The organism is Thermoleptolyngbya sp. M55_K2018_002, from assembly GCF_015295965.1.
GTDB classification, from domain to species: Bacteria; Cyanobacteriota; Cyanobacteriia; order Elainellales; family Elainellaceae; genus Thermoleptolyngbya; species Thermoleptolyngbya sichuanensis.
Genome location: NZ_DVEA01000167.1, coordinates 1 through 22886, shown reverse-complemented (window position 1 = coordinate 22886; position 22886 = coordinate 1). Strand labels below are relative to the sequence as shown.

At 55.1% G+C, this 22886-nt stretch carries 20 protein-coding genes; 7 read left to right on the top strand and 13 right to left on the bottom strand.

Annotated features, from left to right (window positions below):
• Nucleotides 1–334: 334 nt before the first annotated feature.
• Complete coding sequence (locus IGS51_RS08475) at nucleotides 335–907, bottom strand: DUF1802 family protein (protein ID WP_297078004.1); 573 nt, start codon at nucleotides 905–907, stop codon at nucleotides 335–337.
• Between the two features lie 402 nt (nucleotides 908–1309).
• On the opposite strand from IGS51_RS08475, the gene IGS51_RS08470 reads away from it, so the two are divergent.
• Both IGS51_RS08470 and IGS51_RS08465 read left to right on the top strand, forming a co-directional pair.
• The gene (locus IGS51_RS08470) at nucleotides 1310–1762 is read left to right on the top strand and encodes a YbjN domain-containing protein (protein WP_297078003.1); all 453 of its coding nucleotides are present in this window, start codon (nucleotides 1310–1312) and stop codon (nucleotides 1760–1762) included.
• Between the two features lie 20 nt (nucleotides 1763–1782).
• Nucleotides 1783–2592: a biotin/lipoate A/B protein ligase family protein gene (locus IGS51_RS08465; RefSeq protein ID WP_297078002.1), complete on the top strand. Its 810-nt coding sequence runs from the start codon at nucleotides 1783–1785 to the stop codon at nucleotides 2590–2592.
• A 128-nt stretch (nucleotides 2593–2720) separates the two neighbouring features.
• Here IGS51_RS08465 and IGS51_RS08460 read toward each other — a convergent pair whose 3' ends face one another.
• On the bottom strand, nucleotides 2721–3035 hold the full coding sequence (locus tag IGS51_RS08460) for a hypothetical protein (RefSeq protein WP_068511355.1): 315 nt from the start codon (nucleotides 3033–3035) through the stop codon (nucleotides 2721–2723).
• 587 nt (nucleotides 3036–3622) lie between these two features.
• Here IGS51_RS08460 and IGS51_RS08455 point away from each other — a divergent pair.
• Nucleotides 3623–4774: a sodium-dependent bicarbonate transport family permease gene (locus IGS51_RS08455; RefSeq protein ID WP_297078001.1), complete on the top strand. Its 1152-nt coding sequence runs from the start codon at nucleotides 3623–3625 to the stop codon at nucleotides 4772–4774.
• Between the two features lie 271 nt (nucleotides 4775–5045).
• On the opposite strand, the gene IGS51_RS08450 is transcribed toward IGS51_RS08455, so the two are convergent.
• The 6 genes from IGS51_RS08450 to IGS51_RS08425 all read right to left on the bottom strand — a co-directional run bounded on the left by IGS51_RS08450 (nucleotide 5046) and on the right by IGS51_RS08425 (nucleotide 11818).
• Nucleotides 5046–5624 (bottom strand): Uma2 family endonuclease, encoded by a 579-nt coding sequence (locus IGS51_RS08450; RefSeq protein WP_297078000.1) that lies wholly within the window; start codon nucleotides 5622–5624, stop codon nucleotides 5046–5048.
• A gap of 175 nt (nucleotides 5625–5799) precedes the next feature.
• Nucleotides 5800–6870, bottom strand: a complete 1071-nt coding sequence (locus IGS51_RS08445; RefSeq protein ID WP_297077999.1) for an LOG family protein — start codon at nucleotides 6868–6870, stop codon at nucleotides 5800–5802.
• Nucleotides 6871–7088: 218 nt separating this feature from the next.
• The gene (locus IGS51_RS08440) at nucleotides 7089–8372 is read right to left on the bottom strand and encodes a competence/damage-inducible protein A (protein ID WP_297077998.1); all 1284 of its coding nucleotides are present in this window, start codon (nucleotides 8370–8372) and stop codon (nucleotides 7089–7091) included.
• Nucleotides 8373–8390: 18 nt separating this feature from the next.
• A complete protein-coding gene (locus IGS51_RS08435; RefSeq protein WP_297077997.1) occupies nucleotides 8391–9446 on the bottom strand; it encodes a glycosyltransferase family 4 protein in 1056 nt (351 codons plus the stop codon).
• 541 nt (nucleotides 9447–9987) lie between these two features.
• Nucleotides 9988–10299, bottom strand: a complete 312-nt coding sequence (locus IGS51_RS08430) for a DUF6679 family protein (RefSeq protein ID WP_068509782.1) — start codon at nucleotides 10297–10299, stop codon at nucleotides 9988–9990.
• Nucleotides 10300–10960: 661 nt separating this feature from the next.
• Complete coding sequence (locus tag IGS51_RS08425) at nucleotides 10961–11818, bottom strand: ATP-dependent Clp protease proteolytic subunit (RefSeq protein WP_297077996.1); 858 nt, start codon at nucleotides 11816–11818, stop codon at nucleotides 10961–10963.
• Nucleotides 11819–12382: 564 nt separating this feature from the next.
• Between IGS51_RS08425 and IGS51_RS08420 the strand changes: the two genes are divergently transcribed.
• On the top strand, nucleotides 12383–13702 hold the full coding sequence (locus tag IGS51_RS08420; RefSeq protein WP_297077995.1) for a hypothetical protein: 1320 nt from the start codon (nucleotides 12383–12385) through the stop codon (nucleotides 13700–13702).
• 11 nt (nucleotides 13703–13713) lie between these two features.
• On the opposite strand, the gene IGS51_RS08415 is transcribed toward IGS51_RS08420, so the two are convergent.
• The 4 genes from IGS51_RS08415 to IGS51_RS08400 form a co-directional block, all read right to left on the bottom strand.
• Nucleotides 13714–15354: an MFS transporter gene (locus tag IGS51_RS08415; RefSeq protein ID WP_297077994.1), complete on the bottom strand. Its 1641-nt coding sequence runs from the start codon at nucleotides 15352–15354 to the stop codon at nucleotides 13714–13716.
• Nucleotides 15355–15706: 352 nt separating this feature from the next.
• Nucleotides 15707–15994 carry a DUF86 domain-containing protein gene (locus IGS51_RS08410; RefSeq protein ID WP_297077993.1) on the bottom strand — a complete coding sequence of 96 codons (288 nt, stop codon included), beginning with the start codon at nucleotides 15992–15994 and terminating at the stop codon, nucleotides 15707–15709.
• A 40-nt stretch (nucleotides 15995–16034) separates the two neighbouring features.
• Entirely contained in the window at nucleotides 16035–16325 is a 291-nt protein-coding gene (locus IGS51_RS08405; protein WP_367279291.1) for a nucleotidyltransferase family protein, read from the bottom strand.
• 86 nt (nucleotides 16326–16411) lie between these two features.
• Nucleotides 16412–18001, bottom strand: coding sequence for an Hsp70 family protein (locus tag IGS51_RS08400; protein WP_297077991.1), 1590 nt, complete (start codon nucleotides 17999–18001; stop codon nucleotides 16412–16414).
• A gap of 411 nt (nucleotides 18002–18412) precedes the next feature.
• Here IGS51_RS08400 and rarD point away from each other — a divergent pair, with 411 nt between their 5' ends.
• The 3 genes from rarD (at nucleotide 18413) to IGS51_RS08385 (ending at nucleotide 22256) form a co-directional block, all read left to right on the top strand.
• Nucleotides 18413–19324: an EamA family transporter RarD gene (rarD, locus tag IGS51_RS08395; protein WP_297077990.1), complete on the top strand. Its 912-nt coding sequence runs from the start codon at nucleotides 18413–18415 to the stop codon at nucleotides 19322–19324.
• Nucleotides 19321–19920: a GDSL-type esterase/lipase family protein gene (locus tag IGS51_RS08390; RefSeq protein ID WP_297077989.1), complete on the top strand. Its 600-nt coding sequence runs from the start codon at nucleotides 19321–19323 to the stop codon at nucleotides 19918–19920. The genes rarD and IGS51_RS08390 overlap by 4 nt, the downstream gene beginning before the upstream one ends.
• Nucleotides 19921–20003: 83 nt before the next feature.
• Entirely contained in the window at nucleotides 20004–22256 is a 2253-nt protein-coding gene (locus IGS51_RS08385) for a SulP family inorganic anion transporter (protein WP_297077986.1), read from the top strand.
• 82 nt (nucleotides 22257–22338) lie between these two features.
• Here the strand turns inward: IGS51_RS08385 and IGS51_RS08380 are convergent, their stop codons facing one another.
• Nucleotides 22339–22866 carry a GIY-YIG nuclease family protein gene (locus IGS51_RS08380; protein WP_297078005.1) on the bottom strand — a complete coding sequence of 176 codons (528 nt, stop codon included), beginning with the start codon at nucleotides 22864–22866 and terminating at the stop codon, nucleotides 22339–22341.
• Between the last annotated feature and the right edge of the window lie 20 nt (nucleotides 22867–22886).

Genomic DNA, 22886 nt, shown 5'->3' with positions numbered 1-22886 from the left:
CCCCCAAACCCCCTTTTGCAGGGGACGAAGCGTCCCCCACACCCCCTCCTAAGGGATTTCTGGCTTTGCTGAGAGGGCGCTTCGCATTGCATCGTTCATGGAAAATCAAAGGGCGATCGCGCAGCGTCTCTCCAGAAAATCGCGCAGCATCTCTGAGGAGAATCTTTCAGGTTTGTGTCACGACAAATCCAGTCGAATCAAGCACGGACAGTATCTCGACTGCATCGCCGAAACCGAGGTCGGAGGGGGTTTGGGGGACGCGCTTCGTCCCCCAAGCGGGGGTTTGGGGGGAAGCTCCCCCCAAGGCTTACTGGCTTGGCATCCGGAGCCTTCTCTACTGACCCAAAACCACCCGCTCAATCTCCTTAACACGGCTGTCGTATTGCTCCTGCGTCAGAACGGGCGCGTCTGCAAAGGGATTGTCCACATACCCCGCAGGAAGTTCCACATCAATCCAGGATTTGCAGCCACCGTAGGCCCCTTGATAAGGCAACGTGAAAGATTCTGGGAACCGATGCACGCGCAGCAGCAGGACGTAGAGCGGCTGCTGAGGCTTCCATTTCAGCCGTTCTGTCGCTAGGGCGTTTGTCCAAATGTGAAACGGCAGCAGCGCCTCAACGGTTTCTGCGGTGGTGATTTGAAAGATGTGGGTGATGTCGGCCCAGGCGCAGAGGGTTACGGTGTCGGGATGCCAGCCGGAGGGGACGGGCTGCACTCGGTCGGCGTAGGGCGGCTTGAGCAGGTGGGGCTGCTGGTGTTCGTAGGTGGGGTAGAGCAGCACGCGGGACTGTGCCACGCTGAACCGACCGCCCGTTTCCCGGATGCCCCCTTTTCGCAACAGCAGAATAGTGTCGCCGCTGAGCAGGGCTTCGAGGGCGATCGCCCATTCCTTGAGCGCTGCAACCAACGATCTGGCACTCTCTGAAGAAGAGTCTGAAGAAAAGTCTAAAGAAGAGTCTGGACGTTGGAATGTGGAATTTTGGGGGACGTTTAGGCGGGTCATCGGCAGCACAGCGAGTGAGGACGGGAGGCGGCGTTTTGCCTAATCTAGCGCGTTGGGCGAGGCAGTGCATCATGAAGTCCTGGGGCGATCGCCCGCTTTAGCCGCTTTAGAAAGAAACTTGGTAGAAACATGCAGGATTGCACCCTGAGCGGCTAAAGTTGTGAGTAGCCTTGCAAATCAGGCTGTAGCCTGGGTTACACCCGAAGGTATTTCCTGGTTCTGCAATTTTCTTCGGCTATTCGTGTTCGTCTACGGTTGTCCCCAATCCCCCCAACCATTGTCCACTCACTGAGCGACCTGCTTCCTATGGAACCTGAATCCAGCCAAGCTTTGACAGAAGAAATCATCGAAGCAACCAGCCATCTGGATGTCGTTGAAACTGTGATTTCCAGCCTGCAAGAAGACCAGAGCGCAATGGTCAGCCGATCTGACCAGGGCAATCTGTGGAAGTTCAAATATGGCAGTGTGGAAGTGTTTGTGCAGCTAACGGGCGAAACGGATGACGACATGCTGGTTGTTTGGTCACCAGTGCTGAGTTTGCCCGCCAAAAACGAGCTAGACCTCATGCGAAAACTGCTGGAACTGAACTGGACGAGTACCTTTGAATCTCACTTCGCCATCATGGACGGCAAAGTGGTCGTCGCGGCGCAGCGCACGGTTGCGGAACTGTCGCCCGGTGAGGTGTCGCGCAACATTACGATGGTCGCTTCTGTCGCCGACAGCTACGACGAGATCCTTCAGGCCGAGTTTGGCGCTTGAACCTGGGCGGTTCCCCCGCCATGAACGCAAACGGTGACGATTCTCGCCCCGTCTGGCGGCTTATTCCGCCGATGACCGCAGATGGCGCGACACAAATGGCGCTTGATCGCTGGCTGTTCGAGCAACACGCCCAGGGTTTGCATCCGCCGACGCTGCGGTTTTACACCTGGGAACCGATCGCCCTTTCCCTTGGCTATCATCAGCGCCAGATTCCTGAACACTGGCGATCGCTCACTTACCAGGATCAGCCCATCAATCTGGTGCGTCGTCCCAGCGGCGGCCGTGCGGTGCTGCATCAGGGCGACCTAACCTATGCCGTCATCACGTCAGGGCTGGGGCCCAGCCGCAACGCCGCTTATGAGAAAATCTGCGCGTTTTTGATTGAAGGCTGGCGATCGCTCGGCGTATCGCTCCACTACGGCACAGCCGGCCGCGGCTATATCCACAAGCCCGACTGCTTTGGCACAGCGACTCGCGCAGATCTAGTCACCGACATCGGCTACAAGCTCATCGGCAGCGCCCAACTGCGGCGCGGCGAGTGCATCTTGCAACATGGCTCTATGCGCCTTTGCCCCGACTCCGATCTGTCTTATCAGGTCTTTGGCACAGCACCAGCAACCGATGGGTTGATCCAATCGGCCATCGGTGATCCGCCTGACCTCGCCGCTATCATCACCGCTCTGACAACCGCAGCAGAACAGTGCTTTGGCATTTGCCTTGCTGCACAGGCCATCACCAGTGCCGAATGGCGGCAAATCGACGCACTGCAAATTGACGCTCTGGGCGATACCCGTCAGAATTTTCGCCAAAGCCTGGAGGCTTGCGACTGAACCAAGCCCGCCACTTGCACGCTTGCTACGGAACTTACACGCTTGCTACGGAGAGGCGATCGCCCCTGGAAAAAACCAGGAAGAGCGATCGCCCGGTTCCCCTCGTCATGCGAGAACTAAGGTCAGCCCTAGAACTTGTGCGCGTGCAATACCTCTGCATCACAGAGATAAGCAATGCCTGAATAATCGTCAAAAAACTTCGTTGCAACGGTGTCTGCGATGTTGAGAGCCATATCCCGACTGGCGGTAAGCACCTCAATCTTGATATTCGAGTAGACATCGCTAACGGTCGGTTGTCCCGACGAGCGCACGTTGCGACTGCCCTTTCCACCAGCGGGCATCACCGTATAACCAGCGGCTCCGGCTTCATCGATAATCTGGGTAATTTGCTTTAACAACAATTTCTCTGTAACGATGACGAGTTTGCTGGCTTTCTGAGTCATGGAACCTACCTCCTAAAAGCGTCTTGCCGCAAAAATCCAAGAAAAGAGTCTATGATTTTTCCTTAAACCATATCATTGAGCTTATGACAAAGATACCCCTTCTTGCAGAAGGTTGACTCAGATTAGCGAAAACATTCCATAAAAACCGCTTATCTATTAGTGCCACTTATGGAATCTCAGGAAAACTAGTGCGTGGGTTCTAGATCCCTTGAGAAAAATCTATGATCTCGATTGATACTGACCAGGCAATATTAAAAATCACTACGCAAAAGGAAAACTTATGACACAAATTTGAAATGTGATGCCATGTCCACGTTAAAGGATGCAAAAATCTGTCGATTCTAGGATAGACTTGAGTCCATAGAGATTTAGGTCTCGATAGACGGAAGTCTATGGAAAGCAGTGCAAGATAGCTATCGCCGTCCGAAGTCTTTCGGAGGTCTACCCTCTCTGAGCAGCCCGTCGGCAGGTTCTTGCATAACACCTGTGCTGTAGGGGTGAAGCGCTTCACTCCTACTTTTTTCAACCTTTTGAACTCACCTGTCATCATCATGACTCCTCGTTAGAGGACGTGGAAGGAGGTACCTGTGGATTTCTTGTCCGGTTTCTTAATGCGTTTCGTGGCACAGTTGCAGTCCCCGACACTCGGTTTTCTGATTGGCGGCATGGTTATTGCTTCCCTCGGTAGCCAACTGCAAATTCCAGATGCAATTTATAAATTCATTGTTTTCATGCTGCTCATGAAAGTGGGTCTGAGCGGCGGCATCGCCATCCGCAATGCCAATCTGTCGGAGATGCTGCTACCTGCACTGTTCGCTGCGGTCATGGGCATTCTTATCGTATTTATCGGGCGCTACACGCTCGCCAGAATGCCAAATGTTAAAGTCGTGGATGCTGTTGCTACCGCAGGCTTGTTCGGTGCTGTGAGTGGTTCGACCCTCGCCGCCGCCCTGACGCTGTTAGAGGAGCAAGGCATTGAGTACGAAGCTTGGGCAGGGGCCCTCTATCCTTTTATGGATATCCCCGCACTCGTGACGGCAATCGTTGTAGCCAGCATCTATCTCAGCAAGCGGAAGCGCGATAAGTATTATTTCAGTGAGGAGTATGTCAGCAAGCAGTCCGTTGCGGTCGGTGGGTATGCCGACGAGATCAGCGGCCCTGCAAGCAGGTATCCCGGCGGGTCGGGCATTACCGCAGCCGGATATCCGAAAGATCCAGATGCCGCCCCAAGCAAGCGGGTCAGAATTTGGCCTATCGTAAGGGAAAGCCTCCAGGGTTCGGCGCTCTCGGCGCTGTTGCTCGGTATCGCTTTGGGCATCCTAACCCGCCCAGACAGCGTCTTTGAAAGTTTCTACGAGCCTCTCTTTCGGGGTCTGCTCTCCATCCTGATGCTGGTTATGGGGATGGAGGCCTGGTCTCGGCTTGGCGAACTGCGTAAGGTGGCTCAGTGGTACGCTGTCTATGCTGTGGTGGCTCCACTGGTGCATGGGCTAATCGCCTTTGGTCTTGGCATGATTGCTCACTTTGCAACAGGGTTTAGCCTCGGCGGTGTTGTGATCCTTGCCGTCATTGCCTGCTCTAGTTCCGACATTTCGGGACCGCCCACCCTGCGAGCTGGTATCCCCTCAGCCAACCCTTCTGCCTATATCGGTGCGTCTACAGCCGTTGGAACGCCAGTGGCAATCGCCCTTGGCATACCGCTTTACATTGGTCTTGCCCAAGCGTTCATGGGTGGCTAATTCCTGCCGAGTTGTGGTCTGCCGGTGTTCATTTGACCCGGCGACCAACGCAGCGGCTATGCAGAGGTCTGCCTTTTCTAGTCAAGTTTGATGTACGCGCACCGGTCGGCGATCGCCCTTCATCTGGAAGCGTCCGCACCTTTGGGCGATCGCCCCCCGAATCCCTTTTGGGACGTCGCACACACACCCAAGCCTAACGATTTTATGCCGCTGCGTTCTGCTTTGCTGTCTCGCAAAGAATCGCCCTCACTGCTTTTAAGCGTCAATCTTTTCAAGCGTCAATCTCAATGTTTTCATGGAGGGCAAGGATTTCGATTTGAGCCTCAAACGCACTCAAGGACAACGTAACATTCGGATCATCATATTCTGATAACAGCCATTGATTAGCAGCCGTCTTGAGGTAGTGTTCTACATGAATTTGGTACTGATCAATGAGGAGATATTCTCGGAAGCTTTCAATAGTGCGGTAGGCAGAAAACTTTTCGCCATGATCATAATCTTGAGTTGATTTGGACAACACTTCAGCAATAAAGCAAGGATTGGTCACGGTGTCAGTGCGCCCGGTTTGAAGCTGTAAGGGTTTTTCGACAACCATCAGATCAGGATAGGTGTAAAGATTGCGATTGGGAATCCACAACCGTTGATCGGCTCCGAAAATCCGGTAGGGTTTGCCTCGCAAAGCAGATTTGAGCAGAGTTGCAAGATTAACTGCTATTTCGTTGTGGTCGGGTGTGCCTCCCGTCATGAGTCGAATTTTTCCGTTCACATATTCATGGCGTTCCTCCGAAGCCACTTCAAACTCCAGATATTCTTCACGGGTATAGGTGCGTTGCTCAAGTGCCGGTGTCATGATGTCGTCAACCCCCCTTATGCTCAACGATATCTGGCATTTGCTGAATGATTTCCATCGTGCGAACGCTGACGGTGCAGACTCGCTGTAGCAAATCGATGACGTGTTCTTTGTAGTCAGCAAATTTGTACGTGTTGAAAAGTGTGGCGAGCAATGGTAAACGTCACTGGTGGTGCTACTTTTGCTCTGGGTGGGCTTTTTCGGGTGGGGTTGCGCCAAGGCGGTTGATAATTCGGATCATCTGGTATAGTCGCCCCAAGTCGCGCTGGTTAAATTCAAACACCAGTCGGGGCAAGTGGGAAATTTCTACTGCGTCGGCTTCTTGGGGCAGTGCAGACATTTGGGCGATTTTGCCACGCACCAGGATATCGCTGAAGTTTGCGTTGAGATAGTCCAGTTCTTCTTCTGAAATCGCCTGATTCAGCCGCAGCACTAGGTTGGGGCCGACGTAGCGGCTGGAGTGATAGACCCGATAAAAGCTGGCGATCGCCTCACAGGCGGCATCCACCCGGTTGGTAATCGTATACAGATGCAGGTCGTCGGCGCTGATCAGCCCTGCCTCCAGCAGTTGATCTTTGATGTAGCTTTCCCAGCTTTGCCAATAGTCATCTCCCGGCGTTTCCAGCAGCACCAGCGGCAGCAAGCCCGACTTGCCCGTTTGCATCAGCGTCAGGCACTCAAACGCCTCATCCTGCGTGCCAAAGCCACCCGGAAACAGCGCCAGCGCGTCGCTTTCCCGCAGAAAAAACAGCTTGCGGGTGAAGAAGTATTTGAAATTCACCAGCTTGTCGCCGCCTTCTAAAATTGGGTTCGACCCCTGCTCAAAGGGAAGCTGGATATTTAGCCCAAAGGATTTGTCTGTGCCTGCGCCCTCGTTGCCCGCCTGCATGATGCCCGGCCCGCCGCCCGTGATCACCATGAAGCCGTGCAGCGTCACGCAGCGGGCAAAGTCCATCGCCATCTGATAAGTCGGGCTGCTGGGCTTAATGCGGGCAGAGCCAAAGATGGAAATTTTGCGGACGTGGCGATAGGGGTGAAACATTTCAAACGCTCGCCCCATGTCTTGCAGCGCCGCGCTGAGGATCTTCCAATCGAGGCGATCGGCATCGGTGCGGGACAGTTGCACAATGGTTGAAAGCGCCTGCTGGATCAAATCTCCATGCTCCAGAGAAGGTAGGTCGTGGAGCAGTTGTTCAATTTGGTGCGACAGCGACTCCGAGGCAGCGGACTTGGACAATGAAGACATGCAACTTTCCAAACAGCGCGAATCCTTATTTTACGAGATCTTTGTGACGCACGGGCGTTGCAGCCGTGTTGCTGAGGGAAGAGGGAAGAGGGAAAAAAGAAGAGAGAAGAACGAAGAGGGAAAAAAGAAGAGGGAAGAACAGGTTTTCGTTCTTCGTTTTTCGTTCTTTCTCATTAACGGGTTTTCGTTTTTCGTTCTTCGTTCTTCGTTTTTTCCTATTACACCTGTCGCCGCAGCAGATCCAGAGCGCTGCACACACTCAGCCAGCGAATCCACTCGCGGCCACGGCTCGCGCCGAAGAGGAAGCGGTGGCTTGTGACCTGGGTTTCGGGCCCGGCAATGCCAATGTAGACCAGGCCGACGGGCTTTTCGGCACTGCCTCCATCGGGCCCGGCGATGCCTGTGATGCTGAGGCCCCAGGTGGTGCCCAGACGCGATCGCACGCCCTGGGCCATTTGTTCAGCCACCGTCGCGCTGACGGCTCCAGAGTTCGCCAGATCGTCGGGATTGACCCCCAGTAGGGATTCTTTGACCGAGTTGTCGTAGGAAACAACGCCGCCCCAAAAGTAGCGGGAACTGCCGGGAACCGTGGTCAAAAAGCTGCCCAGCCCGCCGCCTGTGCAGGATTCTGCAATCGAGAGCGTTTGGCCGGCCCTTTGCAAACGTTGTCCCACGACCGAAGCCAGGGTGTCGTCGTCCTGTCCGTAGTAATCGGCTCCGGCGATTTCTCGGATTTGCTGAACGACGGGGGCGATCGCCGCCATTGCCGCCGCCTCAGACTCGGCTTTGGCAGACACGCGCAGCCGCACCTCGCCTTTGCCCGCGTAGGGCGCAACCGTCGGATGGGTCAGGTCAAACAGGGGCGCAACTTTCTCAGCCAGGGCAGATTCCGTAATGCCCCAAAAGCGCAGCGTGCGGCTGTAGATGGGCGCTTGCCCAAAGCCGCGACTGCGGAGAAACGGCACTGCCACTTCGCGCCACATGGCCTGCATTTCACTGGGCACGCCAGGAAAGGTGAGAATGATTAGCCCCGGACGCGCCTCCCAAATCATGCCGGGGGCCGTTCCCGTGCGGTTTGCCAGCACCGCCGCCCCTTGGGGAAGCAGGGCCTGTTTGCGGTTGTTGTCGGTCATCACGCGGCCACGGGCGGCGTATTTTTGCGTGATGTCGTCCAAGACTTCTGGCCGTTCCACCAAGGGGGCTTGAAAAAAATCGGCGATCGCCTCGGTGGTCAAATCATCCGGTGTGGGGCCCAATCCCCCCGTGAAAATCAGCAAGCGCGATCGCTCACAGGCAATGGCGATCGCCGCCTGGAGCCGCCGCACATTATCCCCCACCACGGTCTGGTAGTAATGCGGAATGCCCAGCGCCGCCAGTTCTTGAGCCAAAAACTGAGCATTGCTGTTAAGAATTTCGCCGAGCAGTAGCTCTGTGCCAACGCAAATCACTTCTGCCCCAAAACTCTGGGCAGGATGCGCCGCACCAGCCGAAAGGTCACTCATGAACCGTCCTTAACCGCACTATCCTTGGGAGCGGGCGTGTTTGCGGGCCTGCCATGCTGCGTAGGTGAGCAGCAGCGTGGCCACGATGGCATAGGCCAGCCCGCTGGGGATTCCAGAAAACGCCAGCGCCAGACTGCCCACCCAAAACGTCAGCGCGTAGATCACCAATACCGTCATGCGGTGAGGCAGTCCTGCCTTCAGCAGGCGGTGATGCAGGTGGCGCTTGTCAGCCTTAAAGGGCGACTTGCCGCTGCGGATGCGATCCAAAATGACCGCCGACATATCCAGAATCGGCACGGCCAAAATAATGTAAGGCAGCAGCACCGCCACCGTGGTCACGCTCTTGACCAGCCCAATCACGCCAACGCCAGCCAGCGTAAAGCCGATAAAATACGCACCACCATCGCCCATAAAAATCTGCGCTGGATTGAAGTTGTAGCGGAGAAACGCCAGGCTCGCGCCGCCGAGAGCCGCCACAATCAGCGCCGCCGCAGGCTGGTTCATGAATAAACACACCACCAGCATCACCATCGAGGCAATGCCCGCCACACCGGCCGCCAGTCCATCCAGCCCGTCGATCCAGTTAATCGCATTGGCCATGCCCACCAGCCAGAGGACGGTAATCGGCAGACTCACCCACGGCGCTAGCCCTACCAGCCCATCGAAGGGAACTGAAAGAAAATCAATCTGTACGCCTGCAAACCAGGCTGCCGTGGCAAAAACCGTTTGCAGCACGAGCCGCACACTGGGTGACAGGCAGAACAGGTCATCCGCCAGCCCAATTAGGAAAAAGGCTAGTCCGCCGATGACCACACCCCACACTTCGTATTCCTTATCGGGCGGCAGTACGCCAAACCCGCCCATCAGCCAAACCACCATCAGCGCGGCAACGGTCCCCAGAAAAATGGACACGCCGCCCAGCCGCACCATCGGGCGCTTGTGAACCTTGCGGCCACCGGGCATATCGACTCGTCCGCTGCGGATGCCCAGCTTTTTGACGATCGGCGTTGAAACGAGGACAACCGCAACCGCAACGAGAAACGCGATCAGATGGTAGTGAATATAAGGCGGCATCTGAAGTTTGGGAGGCGAAGTGCAAAAGGACTTATGGTTAACCTACGCAATGTTGTACCCCAAAACTGGGCATATCAAAAAACTTTCGAGGGAACATCGCCAAGACGCACTGATTAGGTGAGGTTAGAGGCTAGGTGAGGTTAGAGGCTAAGTGAGGTTAGGGCGATCGCCCTCATTGAGAAGGTCGAGAGACAGGCTGAGCGACGGACTTGCTAAAACATCATTCAGAATACCGCATCCCACTTGGATTAAGACATTTAAACTTGCTTCGCTCTAATTAAACTCTAATTAAGCTGGCATTGCCCAAAACGACATCGCCCCAAGAGCAACTCTCAGGGCGATCGCCATTCGGCATCTTTTCTATCTTTTCTATTGAGTCTGTTCTACGGAGCCTGCCCCAGCGTGCTGAACCTTAGCCCAGTCAACGGCAACATTGCGAACCTCTGCTCAGGGCGATTCAGGTGCATTCGGGGCAATTTGGGGGCAATTTGGAGGCAATTCGGGGGCAATTCGGGGGCGATCGCCCAGAACCCCCAAAGCTCTACTCAGGGTTGGACTCTGGATGATGGTTGCGGATTTGCTCCGCCTCAGGGCAATCTTCCGACACCAGTGGTTCCGAATCGCCTCGTGGCACCGTCGCCAACTTTTGCATCACCGAGCCAATGCTTTCCAGTCGAATCATTTCTTCCCACGAACACATCTCGTCTTCTTCTTCCGTTTCGTAGCGCAGCGTCACCAGATCGCCTTCGATGTCGAGAATTCGCGCTCGCTCAATCCATCGCTGCTGATCCCGCAAGAAAATCCAGACTTCCCGACCATCACAACAGAGTTGATAGATCTTGCGGTGTAGCATGAATCGCTTCTCCTGAACTTAACAATCAAACCCTAACCCTGCTGCGACCTCATCTCTAGGTCACAGCCCCTACATCAAGCTGGTAGGTCAAGCAGGCACAGCCTCAAGCTCGAACCCAAGGGCAGACCCCAGCTAGATATTCCTACCATCTGAAAACTTTTGATCACGGGCCGTCTGTTCATCTCGATGCAGTTTTGCAAAAAGAGCAGCCGCGAAAATCCTAGATTCTTTGGAAGCAAAGGAGGATGAAGAACTTGCCCAGTCCAGAAGATTTTTGAGTTGGGGTAGACCATTAAACTTTACCAATGCCCAAGGACAGGTCTCGTCAATGCAAATTAAAGCCTGAACGTCTGCACTTGTGAAGAGGGCGAAGTCACTAAGTATAGCTCTTTGCTATTCTTCCCACTATTCTAGCGATTGTTTGCCAGAGTGAGAGGTCAGTTGGAAAACCGACCTGAAATCCAGCTTAATCCGCACGAGGACTCAATCCGAGCCAGTTCTCAGGTTCTTTATCGCATCCTTAAAAATTCCAGAAATTCCAGAAAGACCCGACCAATCCCTACGCTCAGGACTAACGCGCTTGCAGCTAGCGTTCCAAGCTCCAATCATCCCTTCTGGGCTAAAACTGCGAGAAATTACCCAACTGTATGGGTCTTAATCCCTACTCCTTAATAGACTCCGGCAGCATCGGGCGGTTTTCGTAGGGCAGCGGAATGTATTGCACAGTGGGGCGACCCATCGACGGCTGCGGATACAGATCCATCAGGTTGTAGATGATCTTGGGTAGCCCAGCAACGACGTGCAGCCCAAGTTCCTGCGCTTCTTCTACCGAAATCGGGTAGTCGTGCGTCACCTGCCCCGTCGTCAGCGCTTCGATAATGCGGTCAATTCTTTCAGGCTCGATTTTACGCTTGGGCACGCAGTCTTCGAGCAGCGTGCGGACAAACTTTTGCACCTGGCGAATGGCCTTGCGGGCGATGTCAGCGGTCACGATGGTCTGGTCATCGATATCGCTGATGGGCTTATCTTCCAGCACCTTCAACACGCTGGCGGCTGGCGTGCTGCCCAACTGCGGATCGACCGGGCCCAGCACTGCGTTTTCATCCATCACGATTTCATCGGCAGCCATCGCCAGCATCGTGCCGCCGCTCATAGCGTAGTGGGGCACAAACACCGTCACCTTGGCCGGATGACGCACTAGGGCGCGGGCAATTTGCTCGGTCGCCAGCACCAGTCCCCCTGGGGTATGCAAGATCAGGTCAATGGGCACATTGGGTGGGGTCAGCCGGATCGCCCGCAGCACCTGTTCAGAGTCTTCGATGCTGATGAAGCGAGAAACAGGAACGCCTAGAAAACTAATGGATTCCTGGCGGTGGATGAGCAAAATGACCCGACTGCCGCGACTGCGCTCGAACGCCTGGATCGTCATCAGCCGCCGCCGCTCGGTTGAAAACCGCTGAATTAAAGGGGAAATGGAAGAGATCAGAAAAAAGACGATTAGAAGATTAACAAGACTCATGGGAGGAAGCTAAGGGGGGCGAAGGAGACAGAAAACTGGGGATTTCGCAGACTGAACGCCAGAACTTGAAAGTCAGACATCTGGATGTCTCCGAGCAATTTGCCATTTCAGACAGTTTGCCAGATAACCGGATGAATTAATTCTCACAGGCTATTTTGTAACGAAGTGGAACCCAGTGCGTGTCTCATCGGTCATAGCGGGGGTGAAAGAAAAAATAAACCTGCCCAGAATCAGCGCTACAGATGGCAGCACAGATATCAGTACAGATAGCAGTACAGAAAGCAGAACGGATGGCAGACGGGCGATCGCCCCACCCCATCACCCAGCCTCATCACCCAGCCTCATCACCCAGCCTCAAAACTCAGCCTCAAAACTCAGCCCTAGGCTCTTTTACAACCACACGACACCATGAACCCTCTCCATCCGATTTACGAAATTCTGGCTAAAGAAATCGTCGCGGTATCCGACAACCCCCAGTTTCAGCCGCAGGTTGATGCATTTCTGGCTTAGGCAGGCTACACCATTGACCAAATTTTCAACGACCCCACGACGGGCTTTCAGGCATTGGGGCTGAAGTCCACCACGCCGGGGAAGCCGCCCGTGCTGGTGTTTCGGCAGACGAACGAACTGTTAGACGATTTGGCCAACCGAGATCCCAATGGGGTTGGGCTTGCCCAGTTTCAAGCAAATCAAGACGACCTGGAAGACTGGCTGCTAGCCACCTTTGCGGCGACGGGCGTGCGGCCCGATATTATCGGCCACAGCTTGGGCGGCGGCATTGCCCAAATCGCGGCCGCTGAGCTAACGGATTTGGTGGGGGAAATTGTCACGTTTAACTCGCCGGGAACCAGCGGGGCGATCGCCGCTCAGTTCCTTGCCGCAGGTGGCACAGACAAGACCGTCACCCATTACGTGGTCAAAGGCGATTTTGTGTCGCTGGGCGGGCAGGCGTTTATCAACGGCAAGGTGGTCTTGCAGGCCTACACCGACCCTGCGATTAACCCCATCACCCTGCTCGACAAGCATGGTCAAATCCGCCGCCTGCTCAGCACGCCGCCCGAAGGTTACACCACGACAGAACTCTCCATCGCCGAACTCAGCAGCCCTACGTTTAGCTTCATTGGCGATTCCGATTTCAACGAGTTTCTGGCAGCGCTCAATTTTGTCAATCCGGGGCTGGCGGCCCAACTGGTGTCTCGTGCCAGCGTAGAAGCCCTCCGCATCTCGCCCAACTTCTCCTTTTTGGGGCTGGTGCTGGGCACACGGGCGGCCCTGGCTCCAGAGCAAGATAACTTTTTGGTGGGCGACGATGCCGACAACACGGCCAACGGCGCAGGCGGCAATGACCAAATCTTTGGCAACGGCAGCAACGACCTGCTGCAAGGCGGCGCAGGCAACGACACGATCTTCGGCGGGGCGGGCAACGACACCTTGCTGGGCAACAATGGCAACGACTCGCTGAATGGCGGCAACGGAGCCGATCAACTGGTCGGCGGCGCAGGCAGGGATACGCTGATTGGCGGCAACGGAGCCGATACGCTGATTGGCATGAACCCAGACTCGCAGCGGCCCGGGCGGGGCGAGGTGGATGTTCTCAATGGCGGCAACGGCCCCGATGTATACCTGCTGGGCAATGCCAGGGGCGTGTTTTATGATGATGGCAACCCCAACCAAGCGGGGCTAAACGATTACGCGCTGATTACGGGATTTGGCACGGGCGATCGCCTCCAACTCAAGGGCAAAGCCGCCGACTATCGCCTACAAAACCTGGGCATCAGCACGCAAATTTTCCTCCGGCAAAACAGCGGTCCCGACGAACTCACTGCCATTGTGCAAGGCGCACGGCTCAACCTCACGAGCAGCCAGTTCACCTACGTTGCCTGAGGGACGGAGAATCAGGGACGGCGGCAGCCCCGCTTGGGGAGTTGGGTGGAAAGCAGCAGGCAGACCACGCTGACGGCAATGGCGACGAGTAGCGCAATCTTCATGCCTTCGACGGCGGCCAGGCGGGCCACTTCGGGAAGCTGCGCCATCACGGGTTCGGGCAGCACTCTAGCCAGCGCCTCTCGGCGTTCCTGCTTGGAAAAGGTCTGCACCATCCGCTGCAAAGCGGTAATGGCGTTTAGTCGCTGCTCGCTCGAAAGGCTCAGCCCCATGAGTTGCGCGACCTGATCCACCACATCAATAGAGGCCGAGGTAATCAAAATCGTGCCCAAAATGCCGCGCCCCAGAGAACTGCCCAACTGCTGGCACGGGTTATAGATTCCGGTTCCTTCGGGTTTTTCCCGCTTTGAGGTGGTGGCGTAGGTGAGCCTGCCAATATAGACCGAAAATAGTCCCGACCCCATGCCCATGAGCATCAGCGCGGGCAGGATGCTGAGGGTCGTCATGTCGGGGGCGATCGCCCAATACATCGCCAGCAATCCCACAATCAGCAGCGATAGCCCAATATGCACCAGGTATTTGGGGAACAGTTGCTGATCGATTTTTAGCCGCTTGAGCAGCAGCACCACGACCACCACCATCGTCAGGGTGTAGGGCAAAACGGCGATCGCCGTCTGAAAGGGGTTGAGCGGCAGAATGATCGGCAGCGATTGATAGAGGTTGAACTGAATGCCAGACGTGACCAGCGTATGCAGCATCGCCGTCAGCAGCCCGTTCACAAACACAGCGTTTCGCAACAGCCCCACGCGCATCAGCGGAATGCCAGCGGGCTGCTGCTGCTGCTGTCGCTGCCAGACAGCAAAAAAGCCAAGGCAAATCACCCCCACCGAAATCAGCGTCGGCACAATTGACACCGCAAAGGGCGGAATCACCAGCCCCGCAATCGAAAAGACCTGCTTGGGCTTCCACCAGCCATACTCCCCCGCCAGCCCCACGCCCAGCAAAATACTGCCAAAGCCCAAAAAGGACACCAACCCGCCCACCCAATCGATCGGAACCTTGCGAGGAACCGAGGTAGAGGGCAAGGTTCTGCCCATCACCAGCACCAGCACAAAGACAATCAGCGACGGGGTAAACGACCAGCGCCAGCCAAAATGAGACGCGATGAAACCGCCCAGCAAGCTCCCCGACAGACCGCCGATTACCGAGGCCAGGATGAATGCAACGGTGGCCTGCTCCTCCTGTTTGCCGTCGTAGGCAAAGTCCATAATGCTCCAGGGAGCGCTGACCAAGGGGGTCGCCGCCAGCCCCGTCAGCAGCGAAAAGCTGACCACCCAGAACCCAATCGTGGGGCTGAGGGCCATGGCCACAATGCCGAGGCCATAGAGCAACAGTCCACCCAAAAAGATTCGCTCTCGCCCATAGAACCGACACAGGTTTTCACTCGTCGGCGCAAAGGATGCAGTGACCAGGGAAAACAGCACCAGCGCACTCTGGATATAGCCGATGCTGGTGTTCAACTCCCGCACCAGGAGGGGCATGACGGGCGAAATGACGCTGATGTTGTAGGCAATCAGAAACAACGTCAGCCAGAGCGCCCAAAACTCTTTTTTGCTAAGCGTGATAGATGGATTAGGAGCGTCTGCGTCCATGTCGTATATTCACAGGCGAAGAAATCAGTATAACCATCGAGGAAATCAAGATCGCCTTGTAAGTCATCGCGTGGAATCTTTATTCTGAAACGATTTCATCATTTTCGGCGATCGCCATAGGATTTCATATCATTTCATCAGTCCAAAATCCAGAACCTATACACACGAGTAGTTTCAGCTTTGCCGAGCTTTCTGAAGGATTATGGGGCATTGTATTGGAGCAGCGTCGTTTTCAGCTTTGCATGAAGATATGGTGCGATCGCAACAAAACCGCCAACCACTCGCTGCGATCGCCCATCTGCTTCAAACCATGATGCGGTTGAGAGGACTCGTAACCTTATCGCAGGAAAGGTTATGAATCTTCTGAAGGGAGTAAAGACTGAAGAGATATTAGTAATTCAGGCAGTTTGTTTTGAATCACATCCCAAACAATATCAAGATCAACCTGATCATAGTCATGAACAATCACATCCCGCATTCCTGTAATTTCTCGCCAGGGAATCTCTGGATATTGTTGGCGAAAGTCCTGCGATAATCGTTTGGCTGCTTCGCCGATGATTGTAATTTGATAAAGTATTGCAGAGACTTTTTCGTCATTTATTTGAAGACTGGCACGATCGCAATCAGCGGCATAGCGCATAACTCATCTGGCTGCTCGTTCAATATCAATTAAGGATTCGTTATCGCGTGGCATAGATAACCTGTGCAAATTCCAGGATGTTTTTGCGTCGCAGCCAGTTCTCACTACGCTCAATCGCTGCTTTAACAATAAAATCGACTTTTCGGTTGAAGATGGTTTGTAGCTCGTCTTTCATTTGCAGTGTTTCAGATAAGCCTCGTTTCGCTTCTGGCGCGAAAGTGACTAACACATCAATGTCACTGTCAGGACGAAAATCATCTCGCAGAACAGAGCCAAACAAGGCGAACTCGACGATCTGCCAGCGATCGCAAAATTGTTGAATCTGTTCCATCGGCAACTCAATTGTTTTAAGCTTCATAACAGTTACTATCCCTCGGTCAGATGTCGATAGATATCGAAATAGATATCAAAAATTTCCTAGCTCAACTGCACGACGGCTTGATTTTCGGTGAGGGTGCGGTTGGTGAGCAGGTCATCGACGGTGATGCGGAGGAAGCGATCGCCATCCACCCAAAATTGCACCTTGATGCGATCGCTCCCTGGCGCACCGGGCGGGTCTAGGCGGGCGATGCTGCGGGCGCGGTCGGTGTCGTTTAGCGGCTTCACCTGGGCCGTGCCGCCCGTGACGCGGGTAACGAGGCGATCGCCCTCAAAGAACACTTCCGTCGTGGTGGTGTCTGCGCCCAGTTCCCCAATGATTAGCTCAATGCTGGGCTGGTTGTCCATCGACGCGCCGAGGGTTAGCTCGACGGGCTTTTCCATTGGGTAAGGCTGTCCCTCGCGGATAATGGGATGCCAGCCGTGGCGACGGTTGCGCCGATCCCAATAGCGCACGCCATAGCTGTGATAGAGATAATCCTTGACCTCCACGCCCTGGGCAATTTGCAAGGCTCCGTGGGCGATCGCCTCGAAGGGCTTCTCAAAGCGGATCTTGTCGGCGGGGAAATATTGCCGCACCCAGGCCTGCACGGCGGGAATCTGGGCCGTGCCGCCCACCAGCAGCACCGCATCGATGTCGCCGCTTTCCAGTCCCTCGCGTCGTGCCTGCTGAAGCACCTGACTCATCGCGTCGTCCAGTCGGTCAAAAAAGCCGTTGGCTTGCAAGATCTCCTGGAGGCGATCGCGGCTCAGGTGTAGCTCCACACTCTCCAGCGTTTCGTCGTTGAAATAGGCCTCCGTCGCCTCTGGTTGTTCCGAAAGCTGAATCTTTAGCCGTTCTGCCAGCCGCAGCGTCAGCGAAGAAACGGGCAACCCCTGCTCAGTCGCAAAGTGATCCACCAGCCAGTTGTCAATATCTGCACCGCCCAAGTTTTGTCCCGCCTTGGCCAACACGCGAGCCGTTTTGGACTTTTGCCCCGATTCCGTCAGCGTCTTTTGTCCCCACTTCAGCAGCACGCCCAGGGGTTTCGCGCCGCTCAGCGACTTCTCCAGCCGCACCAGCGATAGATCCAGCGTGCCGCCGCCAAAGTCTACCACCAGCAGCGTGCTGCCACCCGCCAGCCCATAGCCCAGCGCCGCCGCCGTCGGCTCATCCAGCATCCGTACCTGCTGCACGTTCAGCGATTCACAGGCCTGCGCCAGCCACAGCCGATAGGCCTCAAAGCTATCCACGGGTACGGTGAAGACCAGCGTCTCTAGGTCAGGGTCAGTGTGCTGAAGCTGCCCAATCACCTGCGCCAAAAACCACTCGCCCACTTGCTCAAAGCTGACGCTGCGCCCGTCCAGATCCGGCAAAAAGCCCTGAATCTCTGCCCCCACGCCCCGCTTGAAGTTGCGAAAAAAGCGCGGGTCGCTAGACAGATCCAAGCCGCGATCGCGCACCATTTGTCCTGCAAGCGTCTTGCCCGCCGCCGCATCTTCTATGTACAGCAAGCTGGGCACCAACGGCGGATTGCCCCCCAGTTGCAGAGAAAGGCGGTCTAGAACAACGGTTTCGGGCTGCTGCGTGGCGGCGTTCCAGCGGGCAATGACGGTGTTGCTGGTGCCAAAGTCGATTGCGTAGGGCATTGAGCGAGGGTCAGGAGTGGGGGGTTTGGGACAATGACTCCAAAGTTGAGACTACCAATTAAAGAGAGCGAGTGCTAGGGCTTGTGTTGTCTAGCGCAAGCCGTCCTTACAAACCGTCTGCAAAGCCTGCAATTTTTCCTAGCGCGGGGCGATCGCACGCACGAATTCCTTAGACCTCCTGCATGGATGGGAGAGAATGTGCCAGTTAGGAATACCCAATTATGCAACGGCTCTGTCGAGCCTGCCAGAGCTTTGCTTGCAGAGTGCGAAAACTTGCTTCTTGGAAATCGCCCCAAAAATCGCCCCAAAAATCGCCCACATGGTCGTATTCGCAATGTAGAACCTGGCTCTAGCATGGGCAGAAGCTTTGCCTTCAAGCACTTCCACTCCAAAGCCTTGCCTTTAAATTTCGTGAATCCAAAACCATCTCTCGGCTCCGTTTCCTCCAGTCCAGAATCGGGGCTAATCTATGCTTTGCTGGCCTATACCGCGTGGGGATTGCTGCCTATTTACTGGAAAGCGTTTGGTTCTATTTCTTCAATAGAAGTGTTGAGCCACCGCTTTTTCTGGTCGGCGGTGTTTTTGATCAGCGTGCTAATCGCGCAAGATCGGCGGGCAGAGTTGCAGGCCATTGGGCGATCGCCCCGCACGCTGGGCATTTTGCTGATCACGGCGCTGCTGCTAGCGTTTAACTGGGGGCTATATATCTATGGCGTGAATAGCGATCGCGTCGTAGAAACCAGCCTCGGCTATTTTATTAACCCCCTGGTCAGCGTGCTGCTGGGCTTTGTGGTGCTAAAGGAGCGGTTGCACTGGGGACAGCAATTGGCCGTGGCACTAGCGACGCTGGGAGTGATTTATTTTATCTGGCAGCTTGGTACAGTGCCCTGGATTGCTCTGTTCCTGGCGTTTTCCTTTGCGCTCTATGGGCTGGTGCGAAAGATTGTCCCCGTTTCGCCCGTGGTCGGGCTGACGATAGAAGCGTTGTGGGTCGCTCCGGCGGCTATCTTATTCATCAGCTTTGGCGACGTAACGGGCACAGGGCATTTTTCTGATAGCCTGGGGCTGATGCTGCTGTTTATGGGCTGCGGCATTGTCACGTCGTTTCCGCTGCTGTGGTTCAACAATGCGGCCAAGCGGCTGCAACTTTCAACGCTGGGTTTCATGCAGTACCTTGCGCCCAGCTTACAGCTTCTCCTGGGCGTGCTTCTCTATCGCGAACCCTTTACGTCTGCCCATGCGGTCACGTTTGGCTGCATCTGGCTGGCTTTGCTGATCTATTCCACGACCTCCTGGCTGCGAACTCGAACACAGAGGATATGAGCAATCCTGACCTCCGCATCTGCTTTGTGGGCGACTCGTTTGTGAATGGCACGGGCGACTCGACGCTGCTGGGCTGGACGGGGCGCGTCTGCCAGTTTGCCAGCCAGCGGGGCGTGCCGTTGACCTATTACAACCTCGGCGTGCGGCGAGAAACCAGCGCTGATATCGGCGTGCGCTGGCAGTTTGAGGTGATGGCGCGGCTGCCAGAGGGGTGTGACGGGCGGGTGGTATTTTCCTTTGGGGCAAACGATACGACCTGGGAACAGGGCGGGGTGCGGGTGAAAACGTCGGACTCGCTGCGGCACACGGGCATGATTTTGCTGGTGGCCAAGCGCCAATATCCAGTGCTGATGGTCAGCCCTCCGGCGATCGCCGATGAAGCGCAGAACGAACGCATTGCTGAACTGGTGGGCTATCAGCGGCAAATCTGCGAGGGCTTTGAGATTCCCTACCTGGATGTGTTCACGCCACTGCGGCGATCGCCCGTGTGGATGACAGAGGTGCGATCGGGCGACGGGGCCCATCCCAATGCAGCAGGCTACGCAGAACTGGCGCAACTGGTACTCAGTTGGTCAGCCTGGTGGAAGCTGGAATAGTGCTGCCAAGCAATTTTTAGCGTTTAATAAAAAATAATCACTCAGACCGCGGATTGAGCTTCAGTTTAGCCCCAGGAGAAGCCATGCCCCCCACCGCCAAAGCCCGCTGGACTCGCCAGAACTTTCGTGCCCTGATCCGACAGGAATTGCAGCCCAGCCGATTGATTCCCACTCTCACGGCGGGCATGATTGCAGGTATTTTTCTAGTGGTTTACGCCGTTTCCTTTGGCGCACTAATCTTTTCGGGTGAGCTAACGCCCTTCGTCTCGACGGGCATCGGGCTGGTTTTATTCACTGCGATTACGGTCAGTATTATTGTAGCTTTGGGCAGTTCGCTACCTGGAGTGTTGATTATTCCGCAAGACGGTCCAGGCGTGATTCTGTCGCTGCTGATCAGCGCAATAGTGACGAAGCTGTCTGGGTCGGCTACGCCAGCAGCATTGTTTGCAACGGCGGTGATGGCGATCGCCACTACTTCTCTGCTAACAGGCGTGGTGTGCTTTTTGCTAGGAACCTACCGCCTAGGCAACCTGACCCGGTTTGCGCCCTATCCGGTGATTGGCGGCTTTCTCTCAGGCACGGGATATCTAATTGCTCAAAGTGGCTTCAGCCTGCTGAGCGATCGCTTTTTTAGCTTTGCTGAAATCAACACCTTGCTCCAGCCACAACTTTTAATTCGCTGGGTTCCGGGAGTGATTTTTGGTCTGCTTTTGCTCTGGATCTTGCGCCATCGAGATAGCATTTTTATCGTGCCGGGAATGGTGTTTTCTGGATCGCTCATTTTTTATGTATTGCTGTTTCTAACCCAGACCAGTATTGCCGAAGCAAGAGAATACGGATTGTTGCTACCCGAATTTCCACAAGGGGCTCTCTGGCGACCGATTGAGCCGAGCCTACTGTTCCAGGCAAACTGGCAGGCAATCGGAGAACAGCTTCCCCGAATAATCAGCATTATGCTGGTGACGGTCATGATGCTGCTGCTAAATTCTACTGGAATTGAACTGGCAAGCAGACAAGATATTGACCTGAATCAGGAATTACGGGCTGCTGGATTGGGCAATATCCTCGCTGGATTGGGAGGCGGCATTATTGGATTTCATGGGCTGGGTCTATCCACGCTTTGCAGCGTAAAAATTGGCGCAAAAAGCCGATTTGTTGGCATTTTGGCCGCCCTCGTTTGTGTGGTGATTCTATTTTCTGGCGGACTCGCTGCCCTGATTCCAAAAGCAGTTTTGGGCGGTATGTTGGTGTTTTTGGGACTCAGCTTTTTGGTGGAATGGGTGTATGAAGCATGGTTCAAGCTTTCCAAAGCCGACTATGTTTTGGCGCAAATTATCCTGCTGGTGATTGCGCTGGTCGGCTTTTTGGAAGGCGTGGGGTTGGGGTTAGCCATTGCGATGGTGCTGTTTGTGGTGAACTACAGCCGCACTCGCGTCGCAAAGCATATTTTGTCGGGCACAAATTACCGCAGCCGCGTAGGGCGATCGCCCACCGAGCAGCGCACTCTTCGCCAAGAAGGTGAACAGCTTTATATTCTTGATCTCCAGGGATTTCTCTTTTTTGGCACCGCAACGACGCTCATCAACCAAATTCAGCAGCGTATCCAAGCAGAGCAATTGGTTTCGCCAAAGTTCGTTGTTTTGAATTTTCAAGCTGTTACAGGACTCGATTCTTCGGCGGTGTTGGGGTTTGAAAAACTCAAGCAAATTGCCCAGAGAGAGTCTTTTAACCTATTGTTTACGCACCTTTCTCCTGAGATTTCAGAACAGATTCAGCGGAGCGGTCTGATCCAAGAAGATGACCCGACTTGCCTGATTTTTCCAGACCTGGATCGCGGCGTAGAGTGGTGTGAAAATCAAATTTTGTCTGCCATTTCCTGGCGGCGTAAAAAGTCTTTGCCGCTGGTGTTGCAGATGGAGAATTGGTTTCCCAATTCGCCCCAAATTGCCGAAATTGGCACTTATTTGGAAGAACTGGATTTAGCAGCAGGAGACGCGCTATTTCGTGAGGGCGAAGCCGCGATCGCCCTGTATATTCTCGAATTTGGTCAGGTAACGGTGTGGGCACAGGTAGACCAGCAGGTGACCGCGAAACGTCTGCAAACGCTGGGAGCCGGAAGCTTTGTGGGCGAGATGGAGTTTTTCTTGAACATGGCACACCAAACTACGGCGATCGCCGACATACCCAGCACGATCTACCAAATGACCCAGGCCGCTCTAACCCACATGCAGGCCGAAAATCCGCAGGGGGCGATCGCTTTCCAAAAAGCAATGAATCAGCTGATGGCTGAGCGCCTGTCTCAGGCGTATCAAGAAATTAATCAACTGCTCGATTAGAAAGCAGGGGCAGGAATTAGGGGTCAGGGGTCAGGGGTCAGGCTGAGCATAGCTGCCTCCTGCAACCTCATCCCTGTCTCCTCTAAGCAGGCTTCAGCCCCAGCAGCCCCTCTTCCTTTAGCTTGGGGTCAAAGCGGATGGGTGTTGTCACGCCGCGATCGCCCAGCGCTTTCAGCACTTCTGCCTCGACCCGTCGCGCAACCTGCTTCAGGGTTTTGATTTTGCCCTGGTCGTCGGCGCTGGCATAGTCGGCCTGCTCCTGCGGGGTCATGTGGACTTTGGCATCGATGGGCTGGTTCCAGCGGGCTTCGTCTGCGCCGTTGCCGGGGGGCGTTGTGCCGCTTTCGGCGATCCAGTCGGTGCGGACGGTTTCTAGCAGGGTGCGGCTGGGGCGATCGCACGTCCACACCTTCACCCAATAGCAGCCCTGCGGCACCCGCACGAGATGTTGCAGCAGGCTGGCGGTGATGTCACGGGAGTAGCCGATGTATTGCAAGGTCTGGTCAGCCGCAAAGATGGCGTAGGCTCCTACCTTGCCGTCAAATTCGTGGATAATCTCGCCCTGGTCGTCGAGGTAGGACAAAAAGGGCAGTTCGGCGAGGGTGGGCATGGGCAGGGGGTGGGTGAATC

What these genes read in the sequence shown, in the direction of transcription:
- IGS51_RS08390 (WP_297077989.1), top strand. Translation starts at nt 19,321, where the DNA reads ATGAGCAATCCTGACCTCCGCATCTGCTTTGTGGGCGACTCGTTTGTG.
- IGS51_RS08460 (WP_068511355.1), bottom strand. Translation starts at nt 3,035, where the DNA reads ATGACTCAGAAAGCCAGCAAACTCGTCATCGTTACAGAGAAATTGTTG.
- IGS51_RS08440 (WP_297077998.1), bottom strand. Translation starts at nt 8,372, where the DNA reads ATGAGTGACCTTTCGGCTGGTGCGGCGCATCCTGCCCAGAGTTTTGGG.
- IGS51_RS08435 (WP_297077997.1), bottom strand. Translation starts at nt 9,446, where the DNA reads ATGCCGCCTTATATTCACTACCATCTGATCGCGTTTCTCGTTGCGGTT.
- IGS51_RS08415 (WP_297077994.1), bottom strand. Translation starts at nt 15,354, where the DNA reads ATGGACGCAGACGCTCCTAATCCATCTATCACGCTTAGCAAAAAAGAG.
- IGS51_RS08425 (WP_297077996.1), bottom strand. Translation starts at nt 11,818, where the DNA reads ATGAGTCTTGTTAATCTTCTAATCGTCTTTTTTCTGATCTCTTCCATT.
- IGS51_RS08410 (WP_297077993.1), bottom strand. Translation starts at nt 15,994, where the DNA reads ATGCGCTATGCCGCTGATTGCGATCGTGCCAGTCTTCAAATAAATGAC.
- IGS51_RS08470 (WP_297078003.1), top strand. Translation starts at nt 1,310, where the DNA reads ATGGAACCTGAATCCAGCCAAGCTTTGACAGAAGAAATCATCGAAGCA.
- IGS51_RS08445 (WP_297077999.1), bottom strand. Translation starts at nt 6,870, where the DNA reads ATGTCTTCATTGTCCAAGTCCGCTGCCTCGGAGTCGCTGTCGCACCAA.
- IGS51_RS08465 (WP_297078002.1), top strand. Translation starts at nt 1,783, where the DNA reads ATGAACGCAAACGGTGACGATTCTCGCCCCGTCTGGCGGCTTATTCCG.
- IGS51_RS08385 (WP_297077986.1), top strand. Translation starts at nt 20,004, where the DNA reads ATGCCCCCCACCGCCAAAGCCCGCTGGACTCGCCAGAACTTTCGTGCC.
- IGS51_RS08405 (WP_367279291.1), bottom strand. Translation starts at nt 16,325, where the DNA reads ATGGAACAGATTCAACAATTTTGCGATCGCTGGCAGATCGTCGAGTTC.
- IGS51_RS08430 (WP_068509782.1), bottom strand. Translation starts at nt 10,299, where the DNA reads ATGCTACACCGCAAGATCTATCAACTCTGTTGTGATGGTCGGGAAGTC.
- IGS51_RS08450 (WP_297078000.1), bottom strand. Translation starts at nt 5,624, where the DNA reads ATGACACCGGCACTTGAGCAACGCACCTATACCCGTGAAGAATATCTG.
- IGS51_RS08380 (WP_297078005.1), bottom strand. Translation starts at nt 22,866, where the DNA reads ATGCCCACCCTCGCCGAACTGCCCTTTTTGTCCTACCTCGACGACCAG.
- IGS51_RS08400 (WP_297077991.1), bottom strand. Translation starts at nt 18,001, where the DNA reads ATGCCCTACGCAATCGACTTTGGCACCAGCAACACCGTCATTGCCCGC.